At 63.0% G+C, this 26,666-nt stretch carries 17 protein-coding genes and 2 pseudogenes; 5 read left to right on the forward strand and 14 right to left on the reverse strand.

Annotation, left to right across the window (positions count from 1 at the left end; genetic code table 11):
* The first annotated feature begins 168 nt into the window (after positions 1–168).
* Entirely contained in the window at positions 169–783 is a 615-nt protein-coding gene (locus KHO33_RS27890) for a GNAT family N-acetyltransferase (protein ID WP_200566189.1), read from the forward strand.
* Between the two features lie 1,277 nt (positions 784–2,060).
* Here KHO33_RS27890 and KHO33_RS27895 read toward each other — a convergent pair.
* Positions 2,061–4,148 carry a winged helix-turn-helix domain-containing protein gene (locus KHO33_RS27895; RefSeq protein ID WP_200566199.1) on the reverse strand — a complete coding sequence of 696 codons (2,088 nt, stop codon included), beginning with the start codon at positions 4,146–4,148 and terminating at the stop codon, positions 2,061–2,063.
* A gap of 1,511 nt (positions 4,149–5,659) precedes the next feature.
* Here KHO33_RS27895 and KHO33_RS27900 point away from each other — a divergent pair.
* Entirely contained in the window at positions 5,660–5,974 is a 315-nt protein-coding gene (locus KHO33_RS27900) for a hypothetical protein (RefSeq protein WP_200566201.1), read from the forward strand.
* Between the two features lie 82 nt (positions 5,975–6,056).
* Here the strand turns inward: KHO33_RS27900 and KHO33_RS27905 are convergent, their stop codons facing one another.
* On the reverse strand, positions 6,057–6,521 hold the full coding sequence (locus KHO33_RS27905; RefSeq protein ID WP_200566203.1) for a lytic transglycosylase domain-containing protein: 465 nt from the start codon (positions 6,519–6,521) through the stop codon (positions 6,057–6,059).
* Positions 6,522–7,033: 512 nt separating this feature from the next.
* Entirely contained in the window at positions 7,034–10,261 is a 3,228-nt protein-coding gene (locus tag KHO33_RS27910; RefSeq protein ID WP_200566204.1) for an autotransporter, read from the reverse strand.
* Positions 10,262–10,869: 608 nt separating this feature from the next.
* On the opposite strand from KHO33_RS27910, the pseudogene KHO33_RS42985 reads away from it, so the two are divergent.
* Positions 10,870–11,082 (forward strand): annotated as a pseudogene (locus KHO33_RS42985) (hypothetical protein); the annotation flags it as partial.
* Positions 11,083–11,238: 156 nt separating this feature from the next.
* Here the strand turns inward: KHO33_RS42985 and KHO33_RS42200 are convergent.
* From KHO33_RS42200 to KHO33_RS27935, 5 genes and pseudogenes are all read right to left on the reverse strand, one after another.
* A pseudogene (locus tag KHO33_RS42200) lies at positions 11,239–11,346 on the reverse strand (LuxR family transcriptional regulator); the annotation flags it as partial.
* 40 nt (positions 11,347–11,386) lie between these two features.
* On the reverse strand, positions 11,387–12,148 hold the full coding sequence (locus KHO33_RS27920) for an OmpW/AlkL family protein (protein WP_200566206.1): 762 nt from the start codon (positions 12,146–12,148) through the stop codon (positions 11,387–11,389).
* A 104-nt stretch (positions 12,149–12,252) separates the two neighbouring features.
* Positions 12,253–14,043, reverse strand: coding sequence for an acyl-CoA dehydrogenase C-terminal domain-containing protein (locus KHO33_RS27925; protein ID WP_200566318.1), 1,791 nt, complete (start codon positions 14,041–14,043; stop codon positions 12,253–12,255).
* Positions 14,044–14,057: 14 nt separating this feature from the next.
* Positions 14,058–15,005 (reverse strand): electron transfer flavoprotein subunit alpha/FixB family protein, encoded by a 948-nt coding sequence (locus KHO33_RS27930; RefSeq protein WP_200566208.1) that lies wholly within the window; start codon positions 15,003–15,005, stop codon positions 14,058–14,060.
* Between the two features lie 15 nt (positions 15,006–15,020).
* The gene (locus KHO33_RS27935; RefSeq protein WP_200566210.1) at positions 15,021–15,770 is read right to left on the reverse strand and encodes an electron transfer flavoprotein subunit beta/FixA family protein; all 750 of its coding nucleotides are present in this window, start codon (positions 15,768–15,770) and stop codon (positions 15,021–15,023) included.
* Between the two features lie 387 nt (positions 15,771–16,157).
* Between KHO33_RS27935 and KHO33_RS27940 the strand changes: the two genes are divergently transcribed.
* Positions 16,158–18,887, forward strand: coding sequence for a LuxR C-terminal-related transcriptional regulator (locus KHO33_RS27940; RefSeq protein WP_200566320.1), 2,730 nt, complete (start codon positions 16,158–16,160; stop codon positions 18,885–18,887).
* 8 nt (positions 18,888–18,895) lie between these two features.
* On the opposite strand, the gene KHO33_RS27945 is transcribed toward KHO33_RS27940, so the two are convergent.
* The 6 genes from KHO33_RS27945 to KHO33_RS27970 all read right to left on the reverse strand — a co-directional run bounded on the left by KHO33_RS27945 (position 18,896) and on the right by KHO33_RS27970 (position 25,517).
* Positions 18,896–20,185 carry a DUF445 domain-containing protein gene (locus tag KHO33_RS27945; RefSeq protein ID WP_200566213.1) on the reverse strand — a complete coding sequence of 430 codons (1,290 nt, stop codon included), beginning with the start codon at positions 20,183–20,185 and terminating at the stop codon, positions 18,896–18,898.
* Positions 20,182–21,015: a poly(3-hydroxyalkanoate) depolymerase gene (gene phaZ / locus KHO33_RS27950; protein ID WP_200566215.1), complete on the reverse strand. Its 834-nt coding sequence runs from the start codon at positions 21,013–21,015 to the stop codon at positions 20,182–20,184. The genes KHO33_RS27945 and phaZ overlap by 4 nt, the downstream gene beginning before the upstream one ends.
* 87 nt (positions 21,016–21,102) lie before the next feature.
* On the reverse strand, positions 21,103–21,525 hold the full coding sequence (locus KHO33_RS27955; protein ID WP_093640219.1) for a phasin family protein: 423 nt from the start codon (positions 21,523–21,525) through the stop codon (positions 21,103–21,105).
* Positions 21,526–21,627: 102 nt separating this feature from the next.
* Positions 21,628–23,334, reverse strand: a complete 1,707-nt coding sequence (locus KHO33_RS27960; RefSeq protein ID WP_200566217.1) for an alpha/beta fold hydrolase — start codon at positions 23,332–23,334, stop codon at positions 21,628–21,630.
* Positions 23,335–23,380: 46 nt separating this feature from the next.
* Positions 23,381–23,851 (reverse strand): MaoC family dehydratase, encoded by a 471-nt coding sequence (locus KHO33_RS27965; RefSeq protein ID WP_200566218.1) that lies wholly within the window; start codon positions 23,849–23,851, stop codon positions 23,381–23,383.
* A gap of 22 nt (positions 23,852–23,873) precedes the next feature.
* Entirely contained in the window at positions 23,874–25,517 is a 1,644-nt protein-coding gene (locus KHO33_RS27970) for a fatty acid--CoA ligase (protein WP_200566220.1), read from the reverse strand.
* Between the two features lie 264 nt (positions 25,518–25,781).
* Here KHO33_RS27970 and KHO33_RS27975 point away from each other — a divergent pair, with 264 nt between their 5' ends.
* On the forward strand, positions 25,782–26,555 hold the full coding sequence (locus KHO33_RS27975; RefSeq protein WP_054035291.1) for a ParA family protein: 774 nt from the start codon (positions 25,782–25,784) through the stop codon (positions 26,553–26,555).
* Positions 26,556–26,666: the final 111 nt, after the last annotated feature.

The following is a 26,666-nucleotide window of genomic DNA, read 5'->3' on the forward strand; positions in this document are numbered from 1 at the left end:
TATGACGATAGTCCGAGGGATCGACACGCGCCGACATGCATGCGAAGTCGAGGTTAGCCGCCCGAACACCTTCGCTCCGACACGCTCAGGTTCGCAACGCTGCCCCTGTTGCCGCCGAGCACGCCACAGAATGCAAGCTCGCACGAACGACCGCGTATGGAGTGCTCGATGTCTGCGTTTCACGCGCCCGAATTGATCGAATCCGACGAACTCCTTTTGCGCCCGCCCGAGCCTCGCGACGCTCAAGCGCTCTTCGACGAAATGTTTAGCGATCCCGACACGGTGCGCCATCTCACCTATCTTCGCCACACGACGCTTGACGAAACGCTCGCTTTCATCGATATGGCTCAGAAGGATTGGCAAAGCGGCGTGCTGCCGCGTTGGGTGCTCGAAGACAAGGCGACCGGCCGGCTCACGGGGATAATCGAGTTGCAGCCGCGGCCGCCCCGTGCGGAAGTCGGCGTCATCATCAGCCGTCGCGGCGGCGCCCGGCGGCGACGCGCAGGACTCGACGCCTTGCGCAAATTCCTTGAATGGCTGATCGCCCAGCCACAGATCTATCGGGTCTTTGCATGCTGCGCAGTCGACGGTAATGCGTACACCGCCATGGAACGCCTCGGGTTCACACTCGAAGCGAAGCTGACCAACTATGAACATCGCCCCAATCTCGGACTGCCCGCCGGCGACAGCTATCTGTACGCCATGACTCGCCCTTTGGCGCCGCCCCATATGGCAGACACGTATGCTTGGATGGATCAGCATTTCAGTGTCGAGTTGGACTGAAGCCGGGCAAGAGCATGCCGACGCTCCCCCATTCTCAACGGTTGGCGAGCGCTCGGGTCGGCGTAATTTCAGAGGACCACATTGATGTCCACCACAACGCCTAGATTGATTCCCGGACCGATTCCCGCCCCCGCGGGCGCTTCCACCGGGGCGGCCGTAGGGCCGTCAAACGGCCCTACGCGCGCGAGCGACGCCCGCCCACAGGCGACCGACCGTGCCCGCGGCGGCCGGCTCCACAAGCTGTCCGAACTTCTGACTTCCCGTCGATCTGCGACGGCGAGCGACGCACCCCGAGCGACGTTCAGAGCGCGCGGGGCAGACACTTCTGCGCCCGTCAGTCCGGCCGATTCGAGCTCGCAGCATCGGCAGGCGAACTACGGTCCCGCTTACTCCACGTACACCCAACCCAACCCCGCCGAAGTACGCTACGGCGCTACGGGAATGCGAGGCCCCGGCGGAGCGCTGACGGCGATAAGCCATGGCGCCGCCGCCCTTGCCATTGGCGTGCTGGGCGCTGCTGCGATGAGCAGTTTCGGGTTCTTCCCAGTTTTGATCGGCGTCGCCGCCTACTCGTATATACGGCGCGCGCACCACTACAACCTCGCATATGGAGGCATGGGCCCGTATGGCGGCATGGGCCCGTACGGCAGCATGGCCCCGTATGGAGGCATGAACTCGTACCAAGATTCGCCGCAGCCGCACCACGCGTGGCAACAGCCGAATCAATATCAAGCATGGCAACAGCCCAATCCGTACCAGGCGTGGCAAGAGCCGGATCCGTATCAAGCATGGCAACAGCCGGACCCATATCAAGTCTCACAGCAGCAACCAGTGATGCCACCTCAGGCCGGACCGGTTGCGCAACCCCCGCCGGCGCAGCCTCGCCCCAACCTACCGCCATCGCGGCCTCGTCATGCCAAGCCAGCGCCGCCTAGCCCCTCGGGGCGCTTCTCGCAACCAACCGCTCAAGCGGCAGGACAAGTGCAGCGCCCCAAGCCGAGCGCACCGAATCCAAGCATCGTAGACGAGGGGGACCCCTGGGTGCCCCCCCAGCCTGATGATCCGGAGCCCGACTATGTGGCCTATTATTCACGCCTCCCATCGGACTCGTAGCGTCAAACTCCGAGGTGTGGCGACGGGGACTCAGCGGAGGTCGGCGGGCCAACGCATAACAGGCTTGCTCCAGCTTCGCCGAGCCCGGCTGCCCGGACGTGGGAGACCGCACGCGCGGCGTGGCCCAACTATCGCCCCCTACGCCTCGACGTGGCGCCAGGCTTTCAGAGAAGGTTGCGCGATCCCCTCGTAGGGGGCGCGTGTCCCCCCGTTCGACTCATTTCCCAGGCCTCCGGCAAACACTCGATAAGACCAGCGAGCGCATGCCGTCGATACGCATTGTCGGCGCACGCGCTGGCGAGCTCGTATACCTTGCGCCACGCGGCCGTGGTCTCATGGCGCGGCGCCTGTGTCAGAAGCAACTCGTTCGCCAGCGCCTTCCACAACCTCATTTCCTCGCGCGTGCGCAGCGACGCGCTTGCACTGACACGCGTCAGCACGATCCGAATCATGCGCAGGTACTCTGGCACCGGCGACAGCACGCGCCAGAGCGGCGCCGAGGCCTCGATCAGCGCGATCGCGATTTCGAATCGGTCGTTGAATACGGACCACTTGAGCGCAGCGCGAAGCTCGTCGAGTTCGAGCTCGACGCGATCCCTCTCATCGCCAGCCGCACAGACACCGTGCCGTAAGTCCGTCGAAAGCCGTGCCGCGAGTGAACGAGCATGCGCAGCGGCTGCCCGTCCCAGCTCGTTTGTCAGCGCTAGCGCATCGCTCGCGAACAGACGGACCGGCCCCGGGAGCCGCAGCACAGCAGCGCCCTTGCCCTCGATCCGCTCGACCAGGCCTGCGCTAAGCAGATCGTCCAGACGCGCTTCGCACCGCGCGTGCGTTTGCGCCGTGTCCGCATTGCTGTCATCCAGCGGCGGCGCGATCTGCGCGAACATGCCGATCGCCGCATCGCGGGTGAACTCGCCGCTGAAAATGCCGAGCCACCGTAGTTGCGCCCGCGTGTCGTTATCGAATTCGTCGTGGAGCAGTTCGACTACCGTCGCGATCGCGGCCTCGGGCGACAGCGCAGTGTCGGCCCTTCCCGCGCGGCGCGCCATGCGCTCCTCCAGCTTGTTTGCAAACGCAAGCAACGCGGCCTCGAGCGGCGCCCGATCGTCCATGCGACGAGCAATCGCCGATGCGGCAAGTTCGAGCGCTAGCGGTGCGCCGCTGAGCCGGCGGGTGATCAGCGCGGCCATCGAGACGGCATCTGGCGCGAGACCACCGAGATCGAACGCAGCAAACAGCGTGGCATCGGCTAGCGAGCGTTGGCCCAGCTTGTGCTGATACGTATCGCGCAGGACAGCGAGACGGGTGAGCAGCAGTCGACACGCGTCGAATGCCAGGGCTTCTTCAATCCTGATATCGCGATAATCGGGCGCGCCAAGCGGACCGACAGCCACGACTTGCTCCCGCCTGATCGACAGTGGCGCCGTCGCGGTGACGATCACCTGCAGCGCGGGTGCAACGCTCACGAGCCTTTCAATCAAGCCGCCGAGCGACGCCCTCAACGGTCCGCAGCAATCGATGATCAGCAGCAAGCGGCGCGCACCGATCGCCGCGGCCAATTGTTCCGGCGTGCTCCAATCGTGTGCCAGCTCGATCCGCATCGCCAGCGCAAGTGTACGAATGAGGCCGTCTGGCGGCATCTGCGGCGATAGCGCAACCGACCCGATCCCGTCGGGGAAATGCGTGACCACGCGCCGCGCGACCTCATGTGCGAGACGCGTCTTCCCTAGTCCGGGTGCGCCGACCAACGTAATGGCGCGGGCCGTCGACATCAGGCCGAGCAGTTCGGAGAGCTCCGCATATCGGCCGATAAACGGCGTGCAACGCAGCGGCACGCATGCCGTCGAAGGGTTGGGAATCCCGAGTGCAGCACTGAGCGGATAGGTGGGCGCCGGCTCGCTTGCGGCAGGCGCCCCGCTTTGCGACTCCAGGTTTTTGGCGGAGCCGACGAAGCGATAGCCAAATCCTGCCATCGTCGCAATCAAATCTCGATCTTCACCCAGCGCACGGCGCAACGCCGACACCTGTACCTGCACGGAATTGATTTCGACGTTCGGGCGTCCCCAGATCCGGTTCGCTAGTGCGGCAAACGAAACCGGTCGGCCATCGGCTTCGACGAGCGCGGACAAGAGCGCTAGCGCGCGAGCGCCGACGGCAACCGGCGCGCCATCCGCGGTGAGCCGGAGCGGGTCTTGTGTCAGACGATACCGGCCGAAAACAATGACGGGTCGTGTAGGTCGCAGCAACGTCACCTGAAATCTCCGATGGACAGGTATACATTCTCGGCGCGAACTGCGTCGTGAAATGCGTAGATATTCGTAGTTTTGCGAACTTTCGAAAGGCTTCGATTGGGCTCGTCTACGCCCCGGAGAAGTACCGGGGCGAAAGCGACGGCAAGGTCCGACTGGATCGGCCCCCACGTAGAGGAGCCGCGTGCGACAGGACGTCGATGGGCTCAATTGCGCGAGCTTCGCTGTGCCAACGACGCCTTCGTGCTCAGAGGCATGAGCCGCGCTGGCGGCACTGTATCGTCGCGTGCATTGAACGAGCGTCGCCATATGACGGGGCGATGTCGTTCAGCATTCGAGATTCAGAATCAACCGTTGCGCTCATGTCGCACCGAAGGATCGCTATGTCCGACTTTAGAGTTTCCCGTGGGGCGCCGCAGGGCGTGCCGCCCGAGCATGCAGGGCAATCGCCGGGGCGAGCTGCGCAGCCGGCGGCCGGCCAACCCACCACCCAGACATCGGGGCAATTCGGGCCGGCCGTGCCGCTGCGACCACAACACGCGCCGACCGTAGGCGTGAGACAGGCGCAACCGGGCAAGCTTCGGCAACTCTTGCATTTTTTGAACAACTCGAAGCAGCGTTCAGCGAATCCTTCCCAGCGGGAAAACGTGGTGCCCGGCCAACCTCTCGGGCAAGCGCCGGTTAGCTACTCCCAACCGTATCCCAACGGCGGACCGGGCGCGGCGCAACCTTACGCGCAGCCCTACCAGCCGACGACGCAGCCCAGTCGTGCGCGCAGCTACGTGCGACCGGCGCTGATCGGAGGAGCAATCTCCGCAGCGTTGCCGACGCTGCAGTTGTTTGCTGCTCTACCGAGCGGCGGTGGCGGCCTCGGACCGGGTACGCTTCTCGGATACGGCATCCCGATCATCCTGCGATCGTTCATGATTGGCGCCGGCGTTGGTGCGGCCGTGAGAGCAGTTCGGCAACGCGCGCGAGAAAGACGCGAGCGACAGCAACTTGCTTGGCAAGGGCAGCAATCGGGGCCGCAAATGTACCCGATGCAGCGACCCGGCAGCATGCCCCGGCCGGGCTACGCCCCAGCGCCTCAACAGCCCGGCGGTTATCCGCAAGCCTATCCTGGCAATGCGGGCGCCCCCCAACAATGGCCCCTTAGCCAGCCACAATCGTGGCCGCCGCAAAACGGTAGGCCTGCTTCGCCGCAACCGCCCATGCCCGGACAGCCTTTGGGGACGTTCGGTCCGGCGCATCCCAGCTATAACGCGCCTGCGCAGCATCCGGCAGCGCAACCCCCAACCGGCACCTTCGGACCGCCGCCGGTAGCCTACGGCGCGCCTGCGCCGCGGGCACAGGCGCAGCAAGCGGGCCATGTGTCATCGCCCCCTGTGCCGCCGCAGCAATACAACGGCCCCGCCCAACAACCTGCGCCTACCGCTCAACGTGCGTTCCCCAACGATACATCGGGCGCGCAGACCGCTGCGCAAGCCCTACAAAGGTTCGCGCCGGAAGAGAGAATGAACGTCTTCAACAAGATGCTTCAGGGGCTACAGAATTATCCTGTCGTGCGGGAACGCGCGCCAGGATTTGCGAATCTAGCGCAAGCGATTCCCTTGCTGTCGGACGACGCTCGAACGCCGGGTGGTCGTGTCGATGAAAAGCTTGTCGCTTTCCGGGCGCTCTACGCCGAAAAGAAAAACTTGTCCATCCGCGGTGCAAATGCGCTTCATGCTGCGTTGCGCGAAGTATTCGGTTCGCTGACAGCCGGGGCGCAAGCCGCATTCTTGCGTGACAACAAAGATGCCGACTTCCCTGCGCCAAAGACTGTTTAAGCCGCTAGCCGGAGCCCGGTTGTGGCCCCGGCCAATTTTCGTCTAAAGCCGCTCGGCCCTAAAGCCGCGCGAAACAGCGCGGCTACTCAGAGGCAATCTCGCTCGTCGTCCGTGCAGGTGCGCGCGCCTCGCGCACCGCCCCGGCTCGCTCTTGCTGCAGCATCCCCCACCGCCGCGGGATCGCGGCGATCTGGCGCGCGTATTCGTCGCGCAGCGCGGGCGTCGCTGAATGGTAGGCACCGACCGCCGCCCAGGTGTTGCCGTATTTGTTGACTTGCCGGCGCAGTTGCCAAGCCGCGATATAGATGTTCTTGCAGGGCGACATCAAAGCCTCTCTGTCGACGCCGTATTGCGCCAGCGTAGCCAAATGAATGGTGTTGATCTGCATCACTCCGTAATCGATCGAACCGTTCGCATTGACATGCCTGGCGTCAGGACGATTACGCGACTCCTGCCATGCGATCGCACGCAGTATCAGCGGATTGACATGCTGATACGCAGCGGCATCGTCAAAGCAGTTGCCATACGCGAGCGATGCGGCGCCCATGCCCCAGATCCCGATTAGGCAGGCGAAGCCGGCGCGCGAGATAGAAGGCGCACGATGCGTGGGGGCGGCTGAGCCTCTGCAGCGAGAGGCGTTGCGCGCTGAACGTAGAGATGAGACGCTCATTGAAGTCTGAATAGGCACATGAGGCCGTCATTGTTTTGATGACGCATTGTGCGTCTATCGCTTGAGCTTCAAGCCTTCATGAGCGAAGCGCGAACGACAGAAACGAAGGCGATGCATGACCTCGCCATCCTTCGTAGTCTTGAGGCATTGCTCGCTGACTTCCATGTGATAGCGAAGCGTTGGGTGCGCGCGCGACGAAGCGGCTTCGAAGCGCATAAACACCCCGTAAGATTGGCCATCTTGACGAAGCGGCCCGATCCGGGTCCAGTACGGACGCTGGCGCAGTGGAAAGCGTCTCGTTGTCCGGCAAGACACTCCCCCTGCCCGCTCGCTGAGCGTTATCGACACCGGCGCAGTCTGCGGCCCATGGCCTACGAAAGTGCGTCGGACTATGTCCAATGCCCCTGTTCGTCGATCGCCTCCAGTACAGGGAACGGCACACTCAAGTTCGCGAAATCGTGATCTCCGGTCGCGCTCGTTCGGGTATTGAGCGAAACGCCGATGTTCAGCCCGGGGCTGCGCGTCGCGCTGTTGCGCTCTCTGATTGACAGCTTGCGCGGCACCCACGCCCTCGGATTGCCAAAAATCTTGCCGTGCCGCGCTTCGACAAATGCATCCACGTCCGGATCATTGCCGCTTTGCTGCGCGAGCGCCGTCAGCATATCGATTGAAGCGGCCGGGTCACGAAGCAATCTCAGGCCGTATTTGTACGCGTGATTGAACTGGCGATTATGGCGCACTGTCGCCACGTATTCCTGCACGCGCGCGCGGGCAAGCGGCACCGGATCGGCCAATGCTTCGGATGGGCTCGCAGCGCCGCGCGCATCGGATCCATGATTTGCTACCAACGTGCGCACCAGATGAGCACGCGCACCGTCGATCGTGTCCGCGTAGCGCCTGCCGCTGAGCTCTTCGCGCTCGAGCGTGCATGCTCGATAGTTCAGCTTGTCGTTTTCGATCGACAACGTCAGTTTGGCGGTGCCGCCATTGTCGGCAAGTCCGACCGTCGCAACCAGGGCGTCCAGAGAAAGCAGTCCCACGCTGCTGCGCCCGTTCGCATCGAGCGGATGCGAGAACCCCGGCGCAATGCCGCCGCGCCACTGCACGAGGTTTCCTGCCCCGACATAACGCTGCTCGATCCGATAACGACCGCTTCGCTCGGTGGTGCCGCCCTCCTGCCGCGACTTTTCCCACCCCATGCCAATGGAGGGTCCCGCGCTGACGCCAAAGAGCTTCGCAGTTTTGCCGGATTTCGGATCGCGGGCGGATCGCGGGCCGAAGCTGAAGAGCTTGGCGCTCGCAGTCGCATCAACCGTTACGCCGCGCTTCGAGGTGCTAGCGCGAGTGTCGGTCCAACTGATCGACACGTCGGGATGATCGAGGCCAAGCTCCGCAAGCCGATTGAACGAGCCGTTAGCCCCGTCGTCGTGCGGCTGCACGGCTTCGTCCAGGAAATGCTCTACGACAGCCCAAAAAATCGCTCGCGTCGCCTTGTCGTCGAATCCGCTGCCATCGGATTTGAGGCGATGAGGGACGCGCACCGTGACGCCCGAGGCCTCCGTCAACTCCTGAGAGTGAAGCGTAACGTTAGTGGCAAGCCCAACGCGCAGATTGGTCAACGCCATTTCGACGTCATAGCCGACAAGCACGCCGGCGCCCGCTTGCCTTTGCGACGTCTTTGCCCTGCCGACGAACATTTCGAAACCATGCGTGCCATGGTTGAACTCGACTACGGTTTCGCGTGCGCGCGATGCGCGCAAAGTGAGCCGAGGTGAAATGGGAAAAACGTGAGCGTGCGTCATCGCATTCAGACCGCTCGTGCTGAAGCGCTGACTACCGCCGTCCGCCAGTCGCAAACGCGCGCTGGACGGCAAATTTTCTACCAGCTCTTTGAGCATCGCGCGCACCTCATCGAGGCGCTCGGTTTCGAGCGTCGCACCGATCGGGCCGCCGAATTCTCCAAACAACTCTTCGGCAGCCGCGCGCACGAAGGACCTGGCCGGAAGCGTCGGGCCGCTCGGCCGAGCCAGCGAGCGCAACTGATCGAGCGACGCCCAGAACGGCGAGTCGTCGGGCACGCGGGCGACCTTGCCCCAGAGAGCGAGCCGCTCTGGCGTATAGGCCCGCTTGGCGACCGACCTGAACGGCTTGGCCTTGGCCAGTTGCTGCGGCGTCATCGTGGCCCAGCGCGCCGTGGCTCGTCGCAAGTCGGCCAAGACGGCGGGGGGGGCCCCTTTCATTTTGTCCAGTTCCTCACACATCTGTTGCGCACGCCGTGCAACGGCGACGATAGCCTCTTCGTCCATACGTCCGTGCGCAAAGCCGCCGAGCTCCAGCCAGGTATGCAACGCGGCCAGCTCGACCAGCGAATGTTTTGGTCGCGCATGCGTGAGCACCGCTGCGCTCTGCAGCTCGGGGTTCAGCGTCAACGTCGAGAGGCTGTCGCGCAGCCCCTGCCGATAAAGCTCCTGCTCCTGCTTCGCCGTCTTTCTCGTCGCACCTTGCGTTCCGAGTCGCAATGCAGACAGCGGCGATCCTTCCCGGCCACGGAATAGTCGCGGCAGCAGCGTTTTCCATCGGCTTTCGCCAACGCGCGGAACGGTCTTCAGCACGAACTTGTTCAGACGCTCGCGAACCTTCGACAAATCGGTGTTGCGTCCGTCTTCAGTGAACGACTGCTGCCATGCAAAGAGCGCTCCCTTTTGGTCCGGTGTCAGCGCATCGCGCCCCCGTTCCAGTCGGGTAGAAGCGGCGTCGAAGGCGCGCCTGGCCAACGCGTGCGGCCCACGTTCATTAAACGTAAGCGGGCCGCCGCCGAGCTTGGCTCGCAACAAAACCGCGCCAGGCGCACCATCATGCACGCCAGCCGCGGGCAACTGCCGTGGCAACGGATCAAGCACGTCAGCGCTCTCGAGCAGCGTCCTGAATGCCGTCCGGTGCGCATCGTCCTTGAATGGCGCCCATGTCGATGTGCGCAATGCATCGAGTATCCCGAAGCCTTCTGTCGAACGCGCGAGCAAGCGCGCGGTCAACCACGCCTCGCGGTCGGCTTCATTCGAAGACACGCGAGTGTGAGGTGCGTCGAAATCGAGCGAGGCAATCCGCTCAAGCGCTCTCTGCGCTCCGGCGACTTGCGTTACGCCCGCCTGCCGCAGAGCCAACGCGAGAAGCGCGCCGCGCATGGCTGCTGCAGCTTCGGTCCTGGGCGGCAGGTTGCTGCCGGCGGCCACCTCGTATGCTCTGCGAGCCAACACGCTCGCTTGCGCGCCGTAATGGGACCGGTCCTCGAATAGCTGCTGCACATAGGCGCGCAGCGCTTCCGGACTCGTGATCGTATCGAGCGGCGTGCCCACGAACAATGCTTCCGGGTACCCATCCGATACCTTCCAGGCACTCTGGCGTCCGATAACCTGCGATACGAGCTGAGCCGTGTCGATCGGCGGCGTGTTCCCGGCCGTCTCCGTGATGGGGGCGCCCGCCTCGCTGCGCTTGCCGCTTTCAACAAAACGCGTCGACCCCGACCTGTGACCGTGCTTGGTGTGCTGATAAAACGCCGTGCTGAAGTCGACCCTGTGCGCGCCCAGCGCGTGCCTCGCGCGCGATAGCGTCCCCTTCATTTTTCCAAGCGCTCCATGAGGGATCACCGGCTGCGGCGCGCCCGGCGCGCAAGGCTGCGAACTCGCGTTCGATGATCCGGGCGTTGTGCCCCCGGATACACCGACCGATTGCACATCAGGCGGCTCTTCTCCGACACTTCTCCGCGACGAGACTTTGCGCCAGTTGAAATCGGGCATGACGGCATGGCGTAGTGGAACCGGGTCGCACTATGCGGGCCGAATGTGACAGGCTGCTTCATCAGCCGTCTCGCTGTGCGAAGCGGTGGACTGAGGAACGAAGTGCGGCTAGCGCTGTTCTCGTCGCCTTCCGGTCTTGTCACCCCCATAACTACGATCCTTGCCCTTCCGAAGAGCGCCGAAAGATACGCCCCTTTAGCTAGCAACCCAGACCGACGCTTTCTGCACGGCTCCACGCCGGTATCGGCCGGCCACAAATGGATCGCAACGACATGGCTGTGCGCTCAGCCCCAAGATCGCGATCGGCAAGCCCAGTCGAACCTCGACTGATCGGCCAGTCTGCTCCAAGCAAGCTCCTTGCCCCGGCATCGCCGTGCAATCTACGAACCTACCCTCGAAAGAAACAAATAGGGTAGCGCGTCCAGTCCGGAGTGCTTCACCTCGTAAATCACGCCACCTCGTTTTCTAGCCGCTTCAGCCACCCCGTTTTTAGCAAGAAATGCAATGCCCACATCCGCTTCGCCCAGCATCGGTACATCGTTCGAGCCATCACCCACCGCGCGCGCTACTTCGATCTGTGCTCTCCGCCAGGCTGCGCGCAGCGCTATGTCGATCAGCGCTACTTCGACCTCGACCCGCGCATGGCTTTCGCGTGTCGCCACAACGGGCCCCTCGTCTGGGACCACGACACACTCGCAGCCGACGGCACAATTGCGGTGGGCGAATCCGGCGCTGGCAAAGCGCGCCCGTCCGCACACGCATACGTACCTCGCGCAATCCCTCACCGCGGCAAAGCACCCAATCAGCTCCGTCTCCGACGTCAGATAAGACAGCTCGATCCGGTCCGCCACGCCAAATCGCCTGCAAAGTTTGCGCGTTTGGAAATCGACGTTGTGCACGCTCGTCTCGGGAGCCGCGCAGGGCAGCCATAACCAGAACATCACGCCGCTAAAACCGGTATCCCAGCCCAAGAAAGACAATCACCGGATCCGCCGTGATGTGCGTCTTGTTGGACAACACCGTCTGACCATTGGCAGCCACGGCATTGCCCGTCGCATTTGTCTTGAGAGACAGATAGGTCACCGACGCGGTCGCGTACCAGTTCTTGCTGATGTTGTAAGACGCGCCCGCGACGAACGCGGGATTCCATGACGGACTGAGCGATGCCGTCACCTGTCCGCCCGGCCCTGCAATCTGCTGCAACGCGCCGCCGAATGTCGAGTTGAGATTGGTATGCGAGAACCAGGTGTAGTTCACGCCGACACCGACGAACGGACGCAGCTTCGCCTGCGCGTCGAAGAAGAAATACTTCAGGAACAGAATGGGCGACCACGACCGGGTGGTAGCGAGCGGCTGCAGATTCCCCAGATTGAGCTTTGGCCCGCTTGCACCGAATGGTGCGGCGTTGCCCTGTGCAAAGAGCTGGAGCTTGGGTGGTATGCCCGCCGCCAGGTCAACGGCGATATTGTCCGTGACGAAATACGTGTTCGAGAGCTCCAGGGTGAACGTGTTATGTATCTGACCACCCGTGCCCGTTGACGTGAAGGTGCCCAAAGCCGAACTGCTCTGCAACGAGGTGGCGGACGACGGGGCAAAGTCGAGCCAGACACCACCCGCGCTGGTTATGAGACTGCCGGCGCTCTGCGCCATCGCGCTGCTGGTACATATCGCGCCTGGTATTAACGCAAGGCATGCGAGTTTTTTGAACATATCCCCTCCACTTTATTTCGTATTACCTATCAATAGTTTTGCATCGGCACCGGTTCTTGCAGCACCTCTCGCAGCGCCTCTTGTAGCGCCTCTTGTAGCGCCGCTCAGAACTGCTCGATTGGGAGGCTCGACCCACCCGACGCCCCGCTGCGGATCGCTTCCAGAAGCGCATTCGCTTTGGGCAGGATCTTGTCGGCGTAGAAGCGCGCAGTGGCGAGCTTGGTGCGATGAAAGTCAGGGTCCTCATTCGCTGCGCTTTTCGCTGACGCAACCAGCGCTGCGCGCCCCATCTGCCAGCCGCCGCACACGTAGCCGGTAAGCATCAGGTAGTCGACGGAACTGGCAAGTGCCGCATCGGGCTGGGTCGCGAGGGCTTGCAGCATCCAGGCGGTGGCGTCTTCAAGCGCCTGCACACCGGCCGCGAGCGCCGTGCCTACGGACGCCACTTCCGTATCCGTGCTGCGCGTGAGCTCCAGCGCGGCCTCACGTATCTCCGCAACCAGGTCGGCCATCCCCGCGCCCTGATCTGATGCGAGCTTGCGACCGGCAAGGTCAGCCGCCTGAATGCCTGTGGTGCCTTCGTAGATCGGCGCGATCCGTGCGTCGCGCAGGAATTGGCACGCGCCCGTCTCTTCGATGTAACCCATGCCGCCATGCACCTGCACGCCCGTCGACGCGATCTCGACGCCCAGCTCCGTGCACCATGCCTTCAACACGGGGATCAGAAGATCGACACGCACCTGGCGACGTGCGCGTTCAACGGCGTCCGGGTCGCGGTGCGCGCGGTCCATGTCGGCGGCCATCACATATGCGAAGGCACGCATCGCTTCGATCTGGGACTTCATCGTCATCAACATGCGCCGCACATCCGGGTGATGGATGATGGCCACAGCGCCACCCGATTTGCTCGATGCGAGCCGTCCTTGGACGCGTTCCTTCGCGTATTCACGGGCCTGCTGATAAGCGCGTTCCGCGATCGCGAGCCCCTGGATACCCACCTTCTGGCGCGCCTCGTTCATCATCGTGAACATATGCGCGAGGCCTTTGTTCTCCTGCCCCACCAGATAACCGATCGCCCCGCCCTGATCGCCGAAGCTCATCACGCAGGTCGGACTCGCGTGAATGCCGAGTTTGTGTTCGAGAGACACGCAGTGCACGTCGTTGCGCGCGCCCGGCGATCCATCGGCGTTGAGGAGAAACTTCGGCACGAGGAACAGCGAGATGCCGCGCACGCCTTCGGGCGCGTCGGGCGTGCGCGCCAGCACGAGGTGAATCACGTTATCCGTCATGTCGTGATCGCCCCACGTGATGAAGATCTTCTGGCCGGAGAGGCGATAGTGATCGCCGTCAGGTACGGCCTTGGTGCGCACGGCGGCGAGGTCCGAACCGGCTTGCGGCTCGGTCAGGTTCATCGTGCCGGTCCACTCGCCGCTGACCATCTTTGGCAGATAGCGTGCTTTCAACTCATCAGAACCATGTTGCCGCAACGCCTCGGTGGCGCCGGCGGTCAACAAAGGACACAGCGCGAACGCCATGTTGGAGGAGTTCCACATCTCCACGGTTGCCGCCTGCAGGAGTTCGGGCAGGCCCTGGCCACCGAACTCGGGGTCGCCGCTCAGGCCGCTCCAACCTCCTGCAACGAACTGCCCGTAGGCAGCCGAGAAACCGTCGGCGGCTACCACGCCATCAGGCGCGAGCCGCGCGCCCTGTTCGTCGCCCGACTTGTTGAGCGGCGCAAGCACTTCAGTCGCAAGCCTTGCGGCCTCCTCGAGTACGGCCTCGGCGAGTTCCGGGGTCGCCTCCTCGTAGCCCGGCAGCGAAGACAACTCGCCGAGTTCCGCCAGTTCCGTCATCACGAAACGCATGTCGCGCAGCGGCGCAATATAAGTGCTCATCATGTGCTCCCGCATTAAGCCTGTTGTAATTTGTCCAGTTCGCGGGACAACTCCGGCAACACCTTGAAGAGGTCGCCCACGATCCAGTAATCGGCGACCTGAAAAATCGGCGCCTCCTCGTCCTTATTGATCGCGACGATCACCTTCGAGTCCTTCATGCCGGCCAGATGCTGGATCGCGCCGGAGATGCCGACCGCGATATACAACTGCGGGGCGATGACCTTGCCGGTCTGACCCACCTGATAATCGTTGGGCGCAAAACCGGCATCGACCGCGGCGCGCGATGCCCCGACCGCCGCGTTGAGCTTGTTGGCAATGTCATCGATCAACGCGAAGTTTTCGCCGGAACCCATGCCGCGGCCGCCGGAGATCACGCGTTGCGCGGACGTCAATTCCGGGCGTTCCGAGCGGGTGAGCTGGTGGCTCACGAAGCGCGAACCTGGCACCTCGGCGGCGGGCTCCAACGCGTCGATCGCGGCCGTGCCCCCTTCGGCGGGCGCGGCCGCGAAGGCCGTCGTGCGAACGGTAATCACCTTGATCGGATCGGCGCTTCGCACCTTTGCCAGCACGTTGCCCGCGTAGATGGGGCGTACGAACGTATCGGCGGATTCGACGGCACTGATCTCGGAGATCTGCGCGACGTCGAGCAACGCAGCGACGCGCGGCATCACGTTCTTCGCGGTCGTGGTAGCAGGTGCGATCACGTGGCTATAGTCAGGCGCGATCTTCACGACGAGCGCCGCCAGATTCTCGGCCAGCGCATGGCCGTAGTGCGTCGCGTCGGCAGAACGAACTCGCGTGACGCCGGCAATGCGGGCCGCCTGTTCGGCGACTGCCGCGCTTTGCGAGCCGGCCACGAGAACATGAATGTCGTCGCCGAGTCGGGCGGCGGCGGTGACGGCGTTCAGGGTCGCTGTCTTGAGCGTCTGATTGTCGTGCTCAGCAATAACGAGTATGGGCATTTTTCTCCCCTTGTATTAGATGACGTGGGCGACGTTGTGCAGCTTGTCGATCAGTTCGGCTGCATCGGCGACGCGGATGCCTGCCTCGCGTTTGGCGGGCTCCGCGAGCCCGAGCGTGGTGAGCCGCGGCTTGACGTCGACACCGAGCGCGTCCGGCGTCACCACATCGAGCGGCCTCTTCTTCGCCTTCATGATGTTGGGCAGCGTGGCGTAGCGCGGCGTGTTCAAGCGGAGATCGGCGGTAATGACCGCCGGCAGATCGACTTCGATCGTTTCGAGGCCGCCGTCGATCTCGCGCGTGACCGTGGCCTTGCCCGCTTCGATCGCGACCTTCGAGGCGAAGGTCGCCTGCGGCCAGCCGAGCAGCGCCGCGAGCATCTGGCCGACCTGGTTCGAGTCGTCGTCGATCGCCTGCTTGCCGAGCAGCACGAGTTGCGGCTGCTCTTTATCCACTAGCGCCTTCAGCAACTTCGCGACCGCGAGCGGCTGCAACTCCACGTCCGTGTCGACGAGGATGGCGCGGTCGGCCCCCGTCGCCAGCGCGGTGCGCAGCGTTTCCTGGCTCGCCTGTACGCCACACGAAACCGCGATCACCTCGCTCACCACGCCCGCTTCCTTGAGGCGCACGGCCTCTTCCACACTGATTTCGTCGAATGGGTTCATCGAGAGCTTCACGTTGGCGATGTCGACAGCGCTGCCGTCGGCCTTAACGCGGACCCTCACATTCGCGTCGACGACGCGTTTGACAGGAACAAGTACTTTCATTGCCTACTCCATTTCGATAAAGGACTTCGCCACGCCGGCCATGCGAACCGATCGCTTAAGGTTTCGTGTCGTTCGTCCGGGATACGCGCTGCCGGCCCAGGTTTGTGCGCTGCAAAACGATTTGATGCTGCAGACATGCCCCCTTTCTCAAGGTGGTTGGGCGTATCATTTCCTGAACAAAACACCTGTTCAGGCCGCGCCCGCCGAGGGGTTATTTCCCCGCGACCAGCCTGCGTGCAGCACTGTGGTCCGGCTCTGGAAGTTCGATCTCCTCGCTGGAATCCATAGTGTCCGAGTGCGGCGGCGCGCAAAATCCCCCGTACAGGGGAGCGCATTTGCATGGACGGGAATGGCAGCCAGGGTCAACCCGAACGCCCGGAGCAACTAATGCACGTGATAGAAGCGCCGTCCCCGATCAGGCCGCCTCTCTTTCTCGCAACCAAGGTGTTTCCGCCGCGCCTGCCCGCCGGATTGATAGATCGGCCGCGCCTCGTCTCCCTTGCCGGGAAGGCGGAATACAAACGGCTCACGGTCATCAAGGCGCCGGCCGGTTTTGGCAAGACATCGCTCGCGCTCACGTGGCTCAACGGGTTGAATGCAAGCGGCGCCTATGTCGCGTGGCTCTCGCTCGACACTGAGGACGACGAACCCGCGCGCTTCTTCCATCACCTGGCGCAGGCATTGCGCAACGCCTGCACAAGCGTCGGCGTGTCTGCGGTCAGCCTGACTACCGAGGCGTCACTCGTGCCGGCGCATTCAGTCGTGTCGACGCTGATCAACGAACTCGTCGACGTCGACGACGAGGTCTATCTGTTCGTCGACGACTATCACCTGATCAGCCTGCCGGCCATTCACGACGCCATGTCGTACTTCATCGTGAATGCACCGTCGAACGTGCATGTCGTGGTCTGCACGCGCACCGATCCCCCGCTGCCGCTCGCCAACCTGAGAGCGGGCAACGACCTGCTGGAAATCGACGCGTCGACCCTGCGTTTCAACTTCGACGAAACGCGCAGCTTTGTCGAACACGAATGCCCCGGCGAGTTGCGCGCTGCCCGCGTCAAGTCGCTGTTCGCGAGCACGGAAGGCTGGGCGGCGGCGCTGCGCATTTCCGCCTCGGTGCTATCGCGTGACGAAGGCAAAGCGGATTGGGACGTGAGCGCGCCGTCCGGCGCCTCCCGGCCGTTCGCCGCTTACCTTGAAGAAATGCTCAAGCGTTTGCCGGCCGAGATGGTCGAGTTCATGCAGCGCACGTCGATACTCGACCGTCTGACCGCACCGCTGTGCGAAGCGGTAACCGGCATGGCGGCGGCACAAGGCATGCTGGATGCGATCTCCGCACGCCAGTTGCTGCTCGAACCGCTCGATATCGACGGACGCTGGTTCCGCTATCACCACCTCATGGGCGAGTACCTGCATCGGCGGCTCGAAACCCAGCATCCCGATCAGGTGGTGAACCTGCATCGTCGCGCGTGCCAGTGGTACGCCAAAGAGTCGCGCTGGACAGACGCAGTCAAGCACGCGATCGCCGCGGGCGATACGGAAGACGCGGTCTCCCTGATGGCTCACTGCGCGATGGCGCTCGTCACGAAGGGCGACCTGCTCACGCTGCTCGGCTGGCAACGGCAGTTCCCGGCGCATCTGATGCGCGGGCAGGTCACGATCACGCTCGCAATCGCGTGGGGGATGGCGCTAGCGATGCGTTTTGACGAAGCGCTCGCGATACTCGATGAGATCGAGCGCGACACGGGACCGGGTTCGAGCGACGCCGCCGGCAACATCCGCTGGGAGTGCCAGGCGATCCGCTCGGTGGTGGCCGCGCTGCAGGACGACGCGCCGCGCGCGCTGGCGATCGCACAGGCCTGCCTTGAACGGTCGTCGACAGACAGTTGGACCACCAACGTCGTCTCCAACGTCGTGCGTTTCGCGCACTGGAAAGCAGGCAATCTGCGAGCGCTGTACGCGACACCGTGGATCCCCTATTCGCTCGAGGAAGACCAGCGCAACGTGTTCGCCTCGGTCTACCGGCTCTGCCTGCTCGGCCATGCGGAGATGCAGCAGATGCACTTCACGCTCGCCGAGCGCTATTTCACCGAGTCGATCCAGCTCGCCGAGCGCCATGCCGGTCCGAAATCCATCTCGGCCGCGTTGTGCGCGCCCATGATTGCGCAGATCTGGTACGAGCAGGGACGGCTCGACGAGGCCGAAGCCTTACTGGTCGATCTCATGCCGGTGATCGACCTGGCGGTCCTGCTCGATAGCACCTTGATCGCCTACCGCGTGCTGGTCCGGATCGCTATCGCGCGCGCCGACGCCGAGCGGGCCTATGCGCTGCTCGATCAGGCGCAGGCTCTCGGTTACGCACGCCGCTGGGACCGCCTGATTGCCGGCGTTCTCGTCGAGCGCGGGCGGCTCTATCTCGCTGAAGGCAGGGTGACGGAAGCGTCGGCCTCTGTCGTGCAACTGGATCAACTGGCAGACGCCCATTGCCGCGCGGAGCATGCTGCCTCGCCGGAGATCGAAACCTACCGCGCGATCGCCGTCGCCTGGGTGGCGATGGCCCAGAACCGGACCGAGGAAGCCCTCGGGGCGTTGACCTCCGCTTTGCAAAGCGTCGAAAGCCGGCACGGCGACTATCTCGCGCTGCGCCTACGCACCGTGATCGCGCTCGTCTGGTTGCGTGCGAACAACCAGCCCCGCGCCGTCGAAATCTTTCGCGAGGTGCTGAGCGCCAATAGCGGCATCTACCGCTCGATTCTCGATCAGGGGCCCGAAATCGGACCGCTTCTGCAGGCGGTTCGCGACGACACGCGTTCCACCCCGCAGACGAAAGAGATCGTCGCTTACATCGATCGCCTGCTGGACGGCTGGCGAGCGCTGTACGAGCCCGTCACGCCCAGGCGCGACATGGAGCGCGAGCCGTTGAGCGCGCGGGAGCGCAGCATCGTCGAGCTGATTGCGCAAGGGCAGTCGAACAAGGAGATCGCGCGCACCTTGGGGATTGCGCCTGAAACCGTCAAGACTCATGTCAAGAACGTCTTCGTGAAACTGGATGTCGACAAGCGCGCACACGCGGTTTCGCGCGCGCAGGCACTGGGTCTGGTCGCGACCGGCTAGCGCACGTCTTAACGCATGACGACGAGCGTGGCGGCGTGAATCAGCACGCCGACCATGCCGCCCACGAACGTGCCGTTGATCCGCACGTACTGAAGGTCACGGCCGATTTCCGCCTCGATCTTCCGGCTCACTTCATCTGCATTCCAGCCTTTGACGACCTCGGTGATCAGCGCGGAGAGCTGGCGCCCATAGCGCACGACGAGTTCGCGCGCGAGCGCGAGCCACCAGGCATTCAGTTTGTGCTGAACCGCGGGTTCACGGCTGATCCGCTTGCCGAGCGAAGCCAGCATGCTCGCCATGGCCTCGCGCACGGCCGATTGCTCTCCACTGAGATCGGTGATCACACGCATGCGCAAACGCTCCAGCAGCACGCGATGGTGGTCTGCATGCCTGAAATAACGGATGCAGTCACGCATCAGCGACTTGCCGAAACGTCGATGCACGGCCGATGTTTGCAATTGCACGCTCAGGCCCTCCAGGGCCTCATCGAATTGGTGGCGCAGCTCATGATCCGGATTCGCTGCCACTTCACGCAGGAGCGCAACGATGCCTTCGGCAAATTTGCTGACGATATACGTGTCAAGCTGCGCGGGCGTATATCTCGAGGCCTCGCTGAATTTAGCCTTGATCATGCCGACGTTCGCCGTGAGCCATTTCTCCAGCACTTCGAGTCCGCGAACCAGCCACGGCTGATGCCGCTCGCTTTCAGTCAATACTTTGATGACGTCGCCAGCCACGCGCGATACATCGAGCGTACGCAACTGCGGTATCACCAAACGGTCGAAAAACCACTCCGCATCCGCATCGTCAATGCCGTCAAGCAATCCGGCCACGGCGTCCGCAACGATATCGGCCACCCCGCGGCTGTTGGCCGGCTGCTCCAGCCAACGGGCGAGCGCCTGCGCGGCATCGTGGCCGCTAAGCCTGTCGACGATGAGTTCCGGCGTCAGAAAATTTTCCTCGACGAACTTGCCGAGGCTTTCAGCGATGCGTTGCTGGTTTTGCGGAATGATGGCCGTATGCGGAATCGACAGACCCAAAGGACGACGGAACAACGCGACAACAGCGTACCAGTCCGCGATCGCGCCAACGGTGCCCGCCTCCGCAAACGCGCGCGGCCACGCAAGCCATGCATGGTCAGCCTGCCAGGCAACGCACACGAGCAGTAACGCAATCATGCAGACGAGCAGACAGGTCGCCGTTCGCCGCATGCGCGTCAAGCCGCTTGCGTTGCGGTCTTCGTGCGCATTCGCAATGGCCGCCCGCTCGCCATCGCTACCGCGCGCAGAGAAACTCAACTCGCCCCCTGCCGGAGAAACCTGCGCACCACCGGCGCGACTTCAGTCGCGCGCGAGATGAGAAACAGGTGACCGTCATCGATCACATAGAGCGCCGCATCGGGGATACGGGCGGCGAGAATCTTCGCGTTGGTGAGCGGCACGATCGGGTCGTCGTTGCCGTGCATGACCAGCGTCGTCTGGCGCAACGCACCGAGCCACAGCAGACTGCTCCAGCCGGTCGCCGCCAGTAGCTGATAGAGGTAGCCGCGGCCGCGCGGCGGCTGAATATGCCGGCTGTGCGCCTTCAGCAAGGACGGATCGCGCCGGTAAGCACCTCCGTAGATATCCGCGCCCACCTGTTGCAGGTAGGTGGGATCGGTATAGCGGCGCGGCCCGATCAGCTTCGACAATACCGACAGTTTGCCCGGCACCATGATGACGCCGGGTGAGGTTGCCGCGAGAATCAGCCTGCGGCAACGCTCCGGGTACAGATGCGCGAACTGCTGCGCCAGCGCGCCGCCCCACGAAACGCCGAGCACGTCGACGGCACCCTCATAGCCTAGCCGCGTCAGCAGCTTGTCCGTCAACACGGACAAGGTCGAAAAGCGATACGGCACGACCGGCGCGGGCGAACCGCCGACGCCGGGAACGTCGAAGATGATGACGCTCACGTCTTCGAGCGCCGTGACAAACGGCTCCACCAGTTCGAGGTTGGCGCCGATGCCGTTGAAGATAAGGAGCGGCGGCGAAGCATCGCTGCCGCGCCAGGTTGCGACACGCAGTGTCTGACCGTCCAGATCGATCATCTGGATTTCCATGCTGCAAAGAGACTCGGGGTTCGTGTGCATTTTTTGTTTCCGGATCATCTTCTGAAAGGACGCTTCATTCGACGCGTCGGCATGCCGCATGGGCAGTGTCGTATGACTTCTTCGGCATTACTTCTTCGGCTGAAGGAGCGTTTTCAGTTCCTCGACGTGCTCGGCGACGCGCTTGGTGACCACGGCGACGCTGTCAGCCTGCGCACGGTATGCGGTGTCAGCGAGTTCCTGCATGTCCACCAGCGCCTTGTTCAAGGCCTGCTGCACCACTTCACCCGTGTTGGCCGCCGGCTGGCCGCCCGACTGGGCCACGCGGCTGACAAGCGACTGCACTTCGGTCAGCGTCGTGCGGAGAATCTCCGACTGCTTCTGAGCGAGCGACTGCACACCTGCCAGCGCGGTCGTGTTGGCTTCGACGATCGCCTCGACGTCCTTGCGGCGCGACTCGAGGAGTGCGCCCACGTCGATGCCGGGCAGCTTGAACTGGCCAACGACCTTTTTATACTCGGCGAAAATGCTGTTGAAATTGGTTGAATCCATCATCAATACTCCATTGAAACTACGTTAAGAAAAAGTTGACTACGGTGCTGTCAGCGAGTGCGCCGGTCGTGTGCCTTGGTGCTTTGGTGCCTTAGGCTTCCCCTATGCTTCCATGACATACGTTCCCGGCGCCTTCACGCCCGCGGGGTGCTGCTTGTTGCCTACTGTCGCCGGGGCGGCACGCCGCTCGCCGGAATGATCGGCGAGCCATGTGCGCCAGTCGGCCCACCACGATTCCTTTTCAGCCTGGGCATTGGCAAGCCATGCGTCGGCAGTAGCGGGCAAATCGGTATTGAGGAAGAACTTCGCTTTCGGATTGCCCGGCGGATTGATCAGGCTCTGGATATGACCGCTCGAACTCAGCACGAAGCGCGTCTTGCCGCCGAACGTGCGCGCCGTGTTGTACACGCCCTTCCACGGCGTGATGTGATCCGTCATGCCGGCGACGACGTACTTGTCGCACGTCACTTCGGACAGATCGATCGGCGTACCCAGAACCGTCAACGCGCGAGGCTTGCTGAACAGATTGCCCGTGAAGATATCGAGCAGTTGCCCATGCATCGCCGCGGGCAGCCGGGTCGCGTCGTTGTTCCAATACAGAATGTCAAAAGCGGGCGGCGCTTTGCCGAGCAGATAGTTATTGACCCAGTAATTCCAGACGAGATCGTTGGGTCGCATCCACGCGAACACGCGGCCCATTTCTTCGCCGGCGAGCACACCCTTCGATGTGCTGTTCTGCTTCGCGGCCGCGATAGCTTCCGGCGTTGCAAAGAGACCGAGCTGCGAATCAGCCGTGTTGTCCAGCACCGCGACCATCAGCGTGGCGGCATTGACACTCTTGTCGCCGCGGCTTGCGAGGTGGCCGAGGAGCGCCGAAATCGTCATCGCACCCGAGCAGGCGCCGTGCAGGTTGACGTCGCCACTGCCGGTAATGTCGCGCACGGCCGTGATTGCTTCGAGCAGCGCCGTCACATAGGTATCGAGGTCCCAGTGACTCTGCGCGGCGGTGGGATTGCGCCAGCTCACCATGAAGACCTGGAATTCGCTCTTCACCAGGTAGTCGACGATGCTCTTGCCTTCGGAGAGGTCGAACACGTAGAACTTGTTGATCTGCGGCGGCACAATCAATTGCGGGCGGGCATACACATGGTCGGTGGCCGGCGCGTACTGGATCAGCTCGAGCACCTCATTGCGAAAGACCACCGCGCCCTGCGACGTGCCGAGATTTTCGCCCACCTTGAACGCCGACCGGTCGACTTGCGCGGGCATCCCCTGGTTCTGCAGCATGTCCGTCACGAGATTGCGCATGCCGCCAAGCAGGCTGGCGCCGCCCGAATCGATGATTTTCTTCAGCGCAGCCGGATTGCCGAGCAACGTATTCGTCGGCGACAGCGCGTCGGTGAAGAGCGACAGCACGAACTGCGCGCGTTCCTTGCTCTTCGCGTCGAGCGTGGAGCGGTCGACAAAGCCTGTCAACGCGCTGCGCCACGCCACGTAGGCTTGCAGCGTCATGCGGTAAAGCGAATTGGTCTGCCACGCCGGGTCGGTGAAGCGCTTGTCGCCCTGCGGCGGCGTACTCTCCGCGCTGCCGCCAAGCACGGCGATCAGGTCGCGGACGAGCGCCGCCTCCTGCTCCATGAGCAAGGTGGGTTGCCGCAGCGCCTGGGTGCCGATCTGCTGCGCGGTTGCCATAATGTCTTGCGGCCGCAATCCCACGAACGGATTCGGTCCGAGCATGCCTTCCGCGGCAGACGCCGCAAGGTCGTTCGTCTGCTCACTGCGTGCCTTGCTTTCGTCATTTGCCGCCATCTTGCTGCTCCTCAAACATCTCTATCCGTTTCGTCAACAGCGCTGCTTACGCTTGCGAGACCAGCATCGCCAATGTCTCGGCGATGAGCGCCGGCTTCTCCTCGCCCTCGATCTGCAGTTCGTTCATCGTCTTTACGATGATCCGGCCGCCGCCCTTCCGTTCCACCGAAATCAGCGTCACGCGGTTTCGCACCCGCGCGCCCGCTTTCACCGGTGTCATGAAGCGCACCTTGTCCAGCCCGTAGTTCAGTCCAGCCGATGCGTCCTCAGGAATGAGTCCGATCTCGATTGCGAGCGACGCCAGTAGCGACAGCGTCAGATAGCCGTGCGCAATCGTGCCGCCGAATGGGCTTTCGCGTTTCGCGCGCTCGGGGTCCACGTGAATCCACTGCCTGTCGCCCGTGCAGGCCGCGAAGGCGTCGATACGTGTCTGATCGACGACAACCCAGTCCGACACGCCCAGTTCGCGGCCAACGAAGTCGTCGATCGTGACGACGCTATATCCTTTGATGCTCATCGTGTTTGCTCCTCGCGATGGGTCAGGCGAATTGCTCGCGCAACCACTTCTTGTTCATCTTGCCGACGCTCGTCTTCTGCAGCGCGTCGACGAATTTGACGATCTGCGGCACCGCGTACTTCGAGATCCGTCCGGTTTTGGTGAAGCCCATGACGTGCGCTTTTACGTCGTCTTCGGTAACTGCAGCGCCCGCCTTCAGAACCACAAGCGCAACCGGCCGTTCGCCCCATTTCTCGTCCTTGATCCCGATCACCGCGACTTCCGAGACATCCGGGTGCAGCGAAATCAGGCTTTCGATTTCGAGCGAAGATATCCACTCGCCGCCCGATTTGATGACGTCCTTGATACGGTCCGTGATCTGGATGTTGCCGGTCGCGTCGATGTTCGCAATGTCCTGCGTATGCAGGTATCCGCCTGTCCAGAGTTGCACGGACGCATCCGGATTGTTCAGATAGCCCTGCGTCAGCCACGGCGCACGCACGACGATCTCGCCGTAGGCCCGGCCGTCGTGCACGATGTCTTCCATGTCCTCGTTGACGATGCGCAGGTCGACGAGCGGAACGGGGAAACCGGTCTTGCAACGCAGGCGCACCTCTTCTTCAAGATCGAGCGGCCCGCTGTTAGGCGGAAGTTGCGCGAGGCTCAACACGGGACCGGTCTCGGACATGCCATAGCCGGTAAAGACGTCGATGCCGCGGTCGAGCGCGGCGCGCGCGAGACCGTGCGGCAATGCGCCGCCGCCGATGATCACCTTCCATTTGCTGAAGTCCGCGTGCTTCGCGTCATCGCAGGAGAGCAGCATGTGCAGGATCGTGCTGACGCAGTGCGAAAACGTGACGCCTTCTTCGCGGATCAGTTGCACGAGACGGTCGGGTACATAGCGGCCCGGATAGACCTGCTTCACGCCCATCACCGTCGCGATGTAGGGCATGCCCCATGCGTGCACATGGAACATCGGCGTGAGCGGCATATAGACGTCGCCGCGATGAAAGCGCTGTCCCGATACCGGGCTCGACAGCGCCCCCATCAGGGTGATGGTGTGCAGAACCAGTTGTCGGTGCGAGAAGTACACGCCCTTGGGCAGACCGGTGGTTCCCGTCGTGTAGAACGTGGTGGCCCGGGTGTTCTCGTCGAAGTCTGGGAAATCGTAGCTCGTCGCGCTCGCGGCGAGCATCGCCTCGTATTCCGTGGCGAAAGCAATGGTGTGCGCGCTCGCCTCACTGCCCGGCTCGTCGATCCACACGAAGGTGCGGACCGTTTCGAGCTGATCCTTGATCGCTTCGACCACGGGCAGGAAATCGGTGTGGACGAACAGCACCTCTGCGCCGGCGTGGTTGATCGTGTAGGCGATCTCCGCCTCCGACAACCTCACGTTGGCCGTCTGAAGCACGGCGCCCATCATCGGCACCGCAAAATACGATTCCAAATAGCGGTGGCTGTCCCAGTCCATGACGGCCACGGTGCTGCCGTGCCGCACGCCGAGCTCGTGAAGGCCATTGGCGAGCCGCGCAATGCGTTCTCTCAGCGTGGTATAGGTCATCCGCAGCTGGCCGCGGTACACGATTTCCTGATCCGGCGCCTGAACGAACGGCGTGTGCAGCAGTTGCTTGATCAGCAGCGGATAGGCATAAGGGGATGGCGTCGATCCCTGCACGGCGTCCTGCATCTACGTCTCCTCAAGTCGAGAAATGGATCGGGCTGACACAAGTCAGTCGGTGCTTGTCGCGCACGGTGGCATCCCGAGTGAAGCCATCATCGGGTGTTTGCCAAGGGGGAGCCATCCCCCGAACAGGGGAACAGTCAGGAAGCGGCCGCGGAGCAAGGGCCGCGGCGCGGGGCCGGCCGTTGAGGCCGGGCTAAGGGGGTTCCGCCAGGGTAAGCTGTGCCTTTCGCAAGTTTTCGCTAGTTCTCGCAAAAAGGGGCAAACCAGATGCGGCGTGTCGTCTTCAATCAGAAGGGTGGCGTGGGTAAATCGACCATCGTATGCAACCTGGCGGCGATCAGCGCCAGCGAGGGTCTGCGCACCCTGGTCATCGATCTCGATCCTCAGGGCAACTCCAGTCAATACCTTCTCGGCGAGCAGGCGAGCGGGCTCAAGCCGAGCGTGGCGGACTTCTTCGAAACGGCCCTGAGTTTCAGCTTCAAGCCGACACCGGTCTCGACCTTCATCCATCCCACGCCGTTCGAGAACCTCGACGTGATGCCCTCTCACCCGGAGCTCGACGCTTTGCACGGCAAGCTCGAATCCCGCTACAAAATCTACAAGCTACGCGATGCCCTGAATGAACTGGATGATGCGTACGACGCGATTTATATCGACACGCCGCCAGCCCTGAATTTCTACACCCGCTCCGCACTGATTGCGGTCGAACGCTGCCTGATCCCGTTCGACTGTGACGACTTTTCCCGTCGCGCGCTCTATACGCTGCTCGACAACGTTAAGGAAATTCAGCAGGACCATAATTCCGATCTGGAAGTCGAAGGGATTGTGATCAACCAGTTTCAGCCTCGCGCGAGCCTGCCCGTCCAGCTGGTTGAGGAACTGGTGAGCGAGGGCTTGCCGGTGCTCGAGTCCCGACTGTCTTCTTCCGTGAGGATTCGCGAATCGCATCAGCACGCCAAACCGATGGTTCACCTCGATCCCCGGCATAAGCTTGCTCTGGAGTTCATGGCATTGCATCGCGAGCTGGTTGGGGAGGCCTGATAGACGAAGACCGTGAGGCGCGGCTCGACTGACTGAAGGCGGAGGAAGGGATAAGCGCGCAGGCGGTATGAGGTGTGCGGCTCTTTTCAATGTTTGAGCTAGCCGTCTTGG

The organism is Paraburkholderia nemoris, assembly GCF_905221015.1.
GTDB lineage: Bacteria > Pseudomonadota > Gammaproteobacteria > Burkholderiales > Burkholderiaceae > Paraburkholderia > Paraburkholderia nemoris.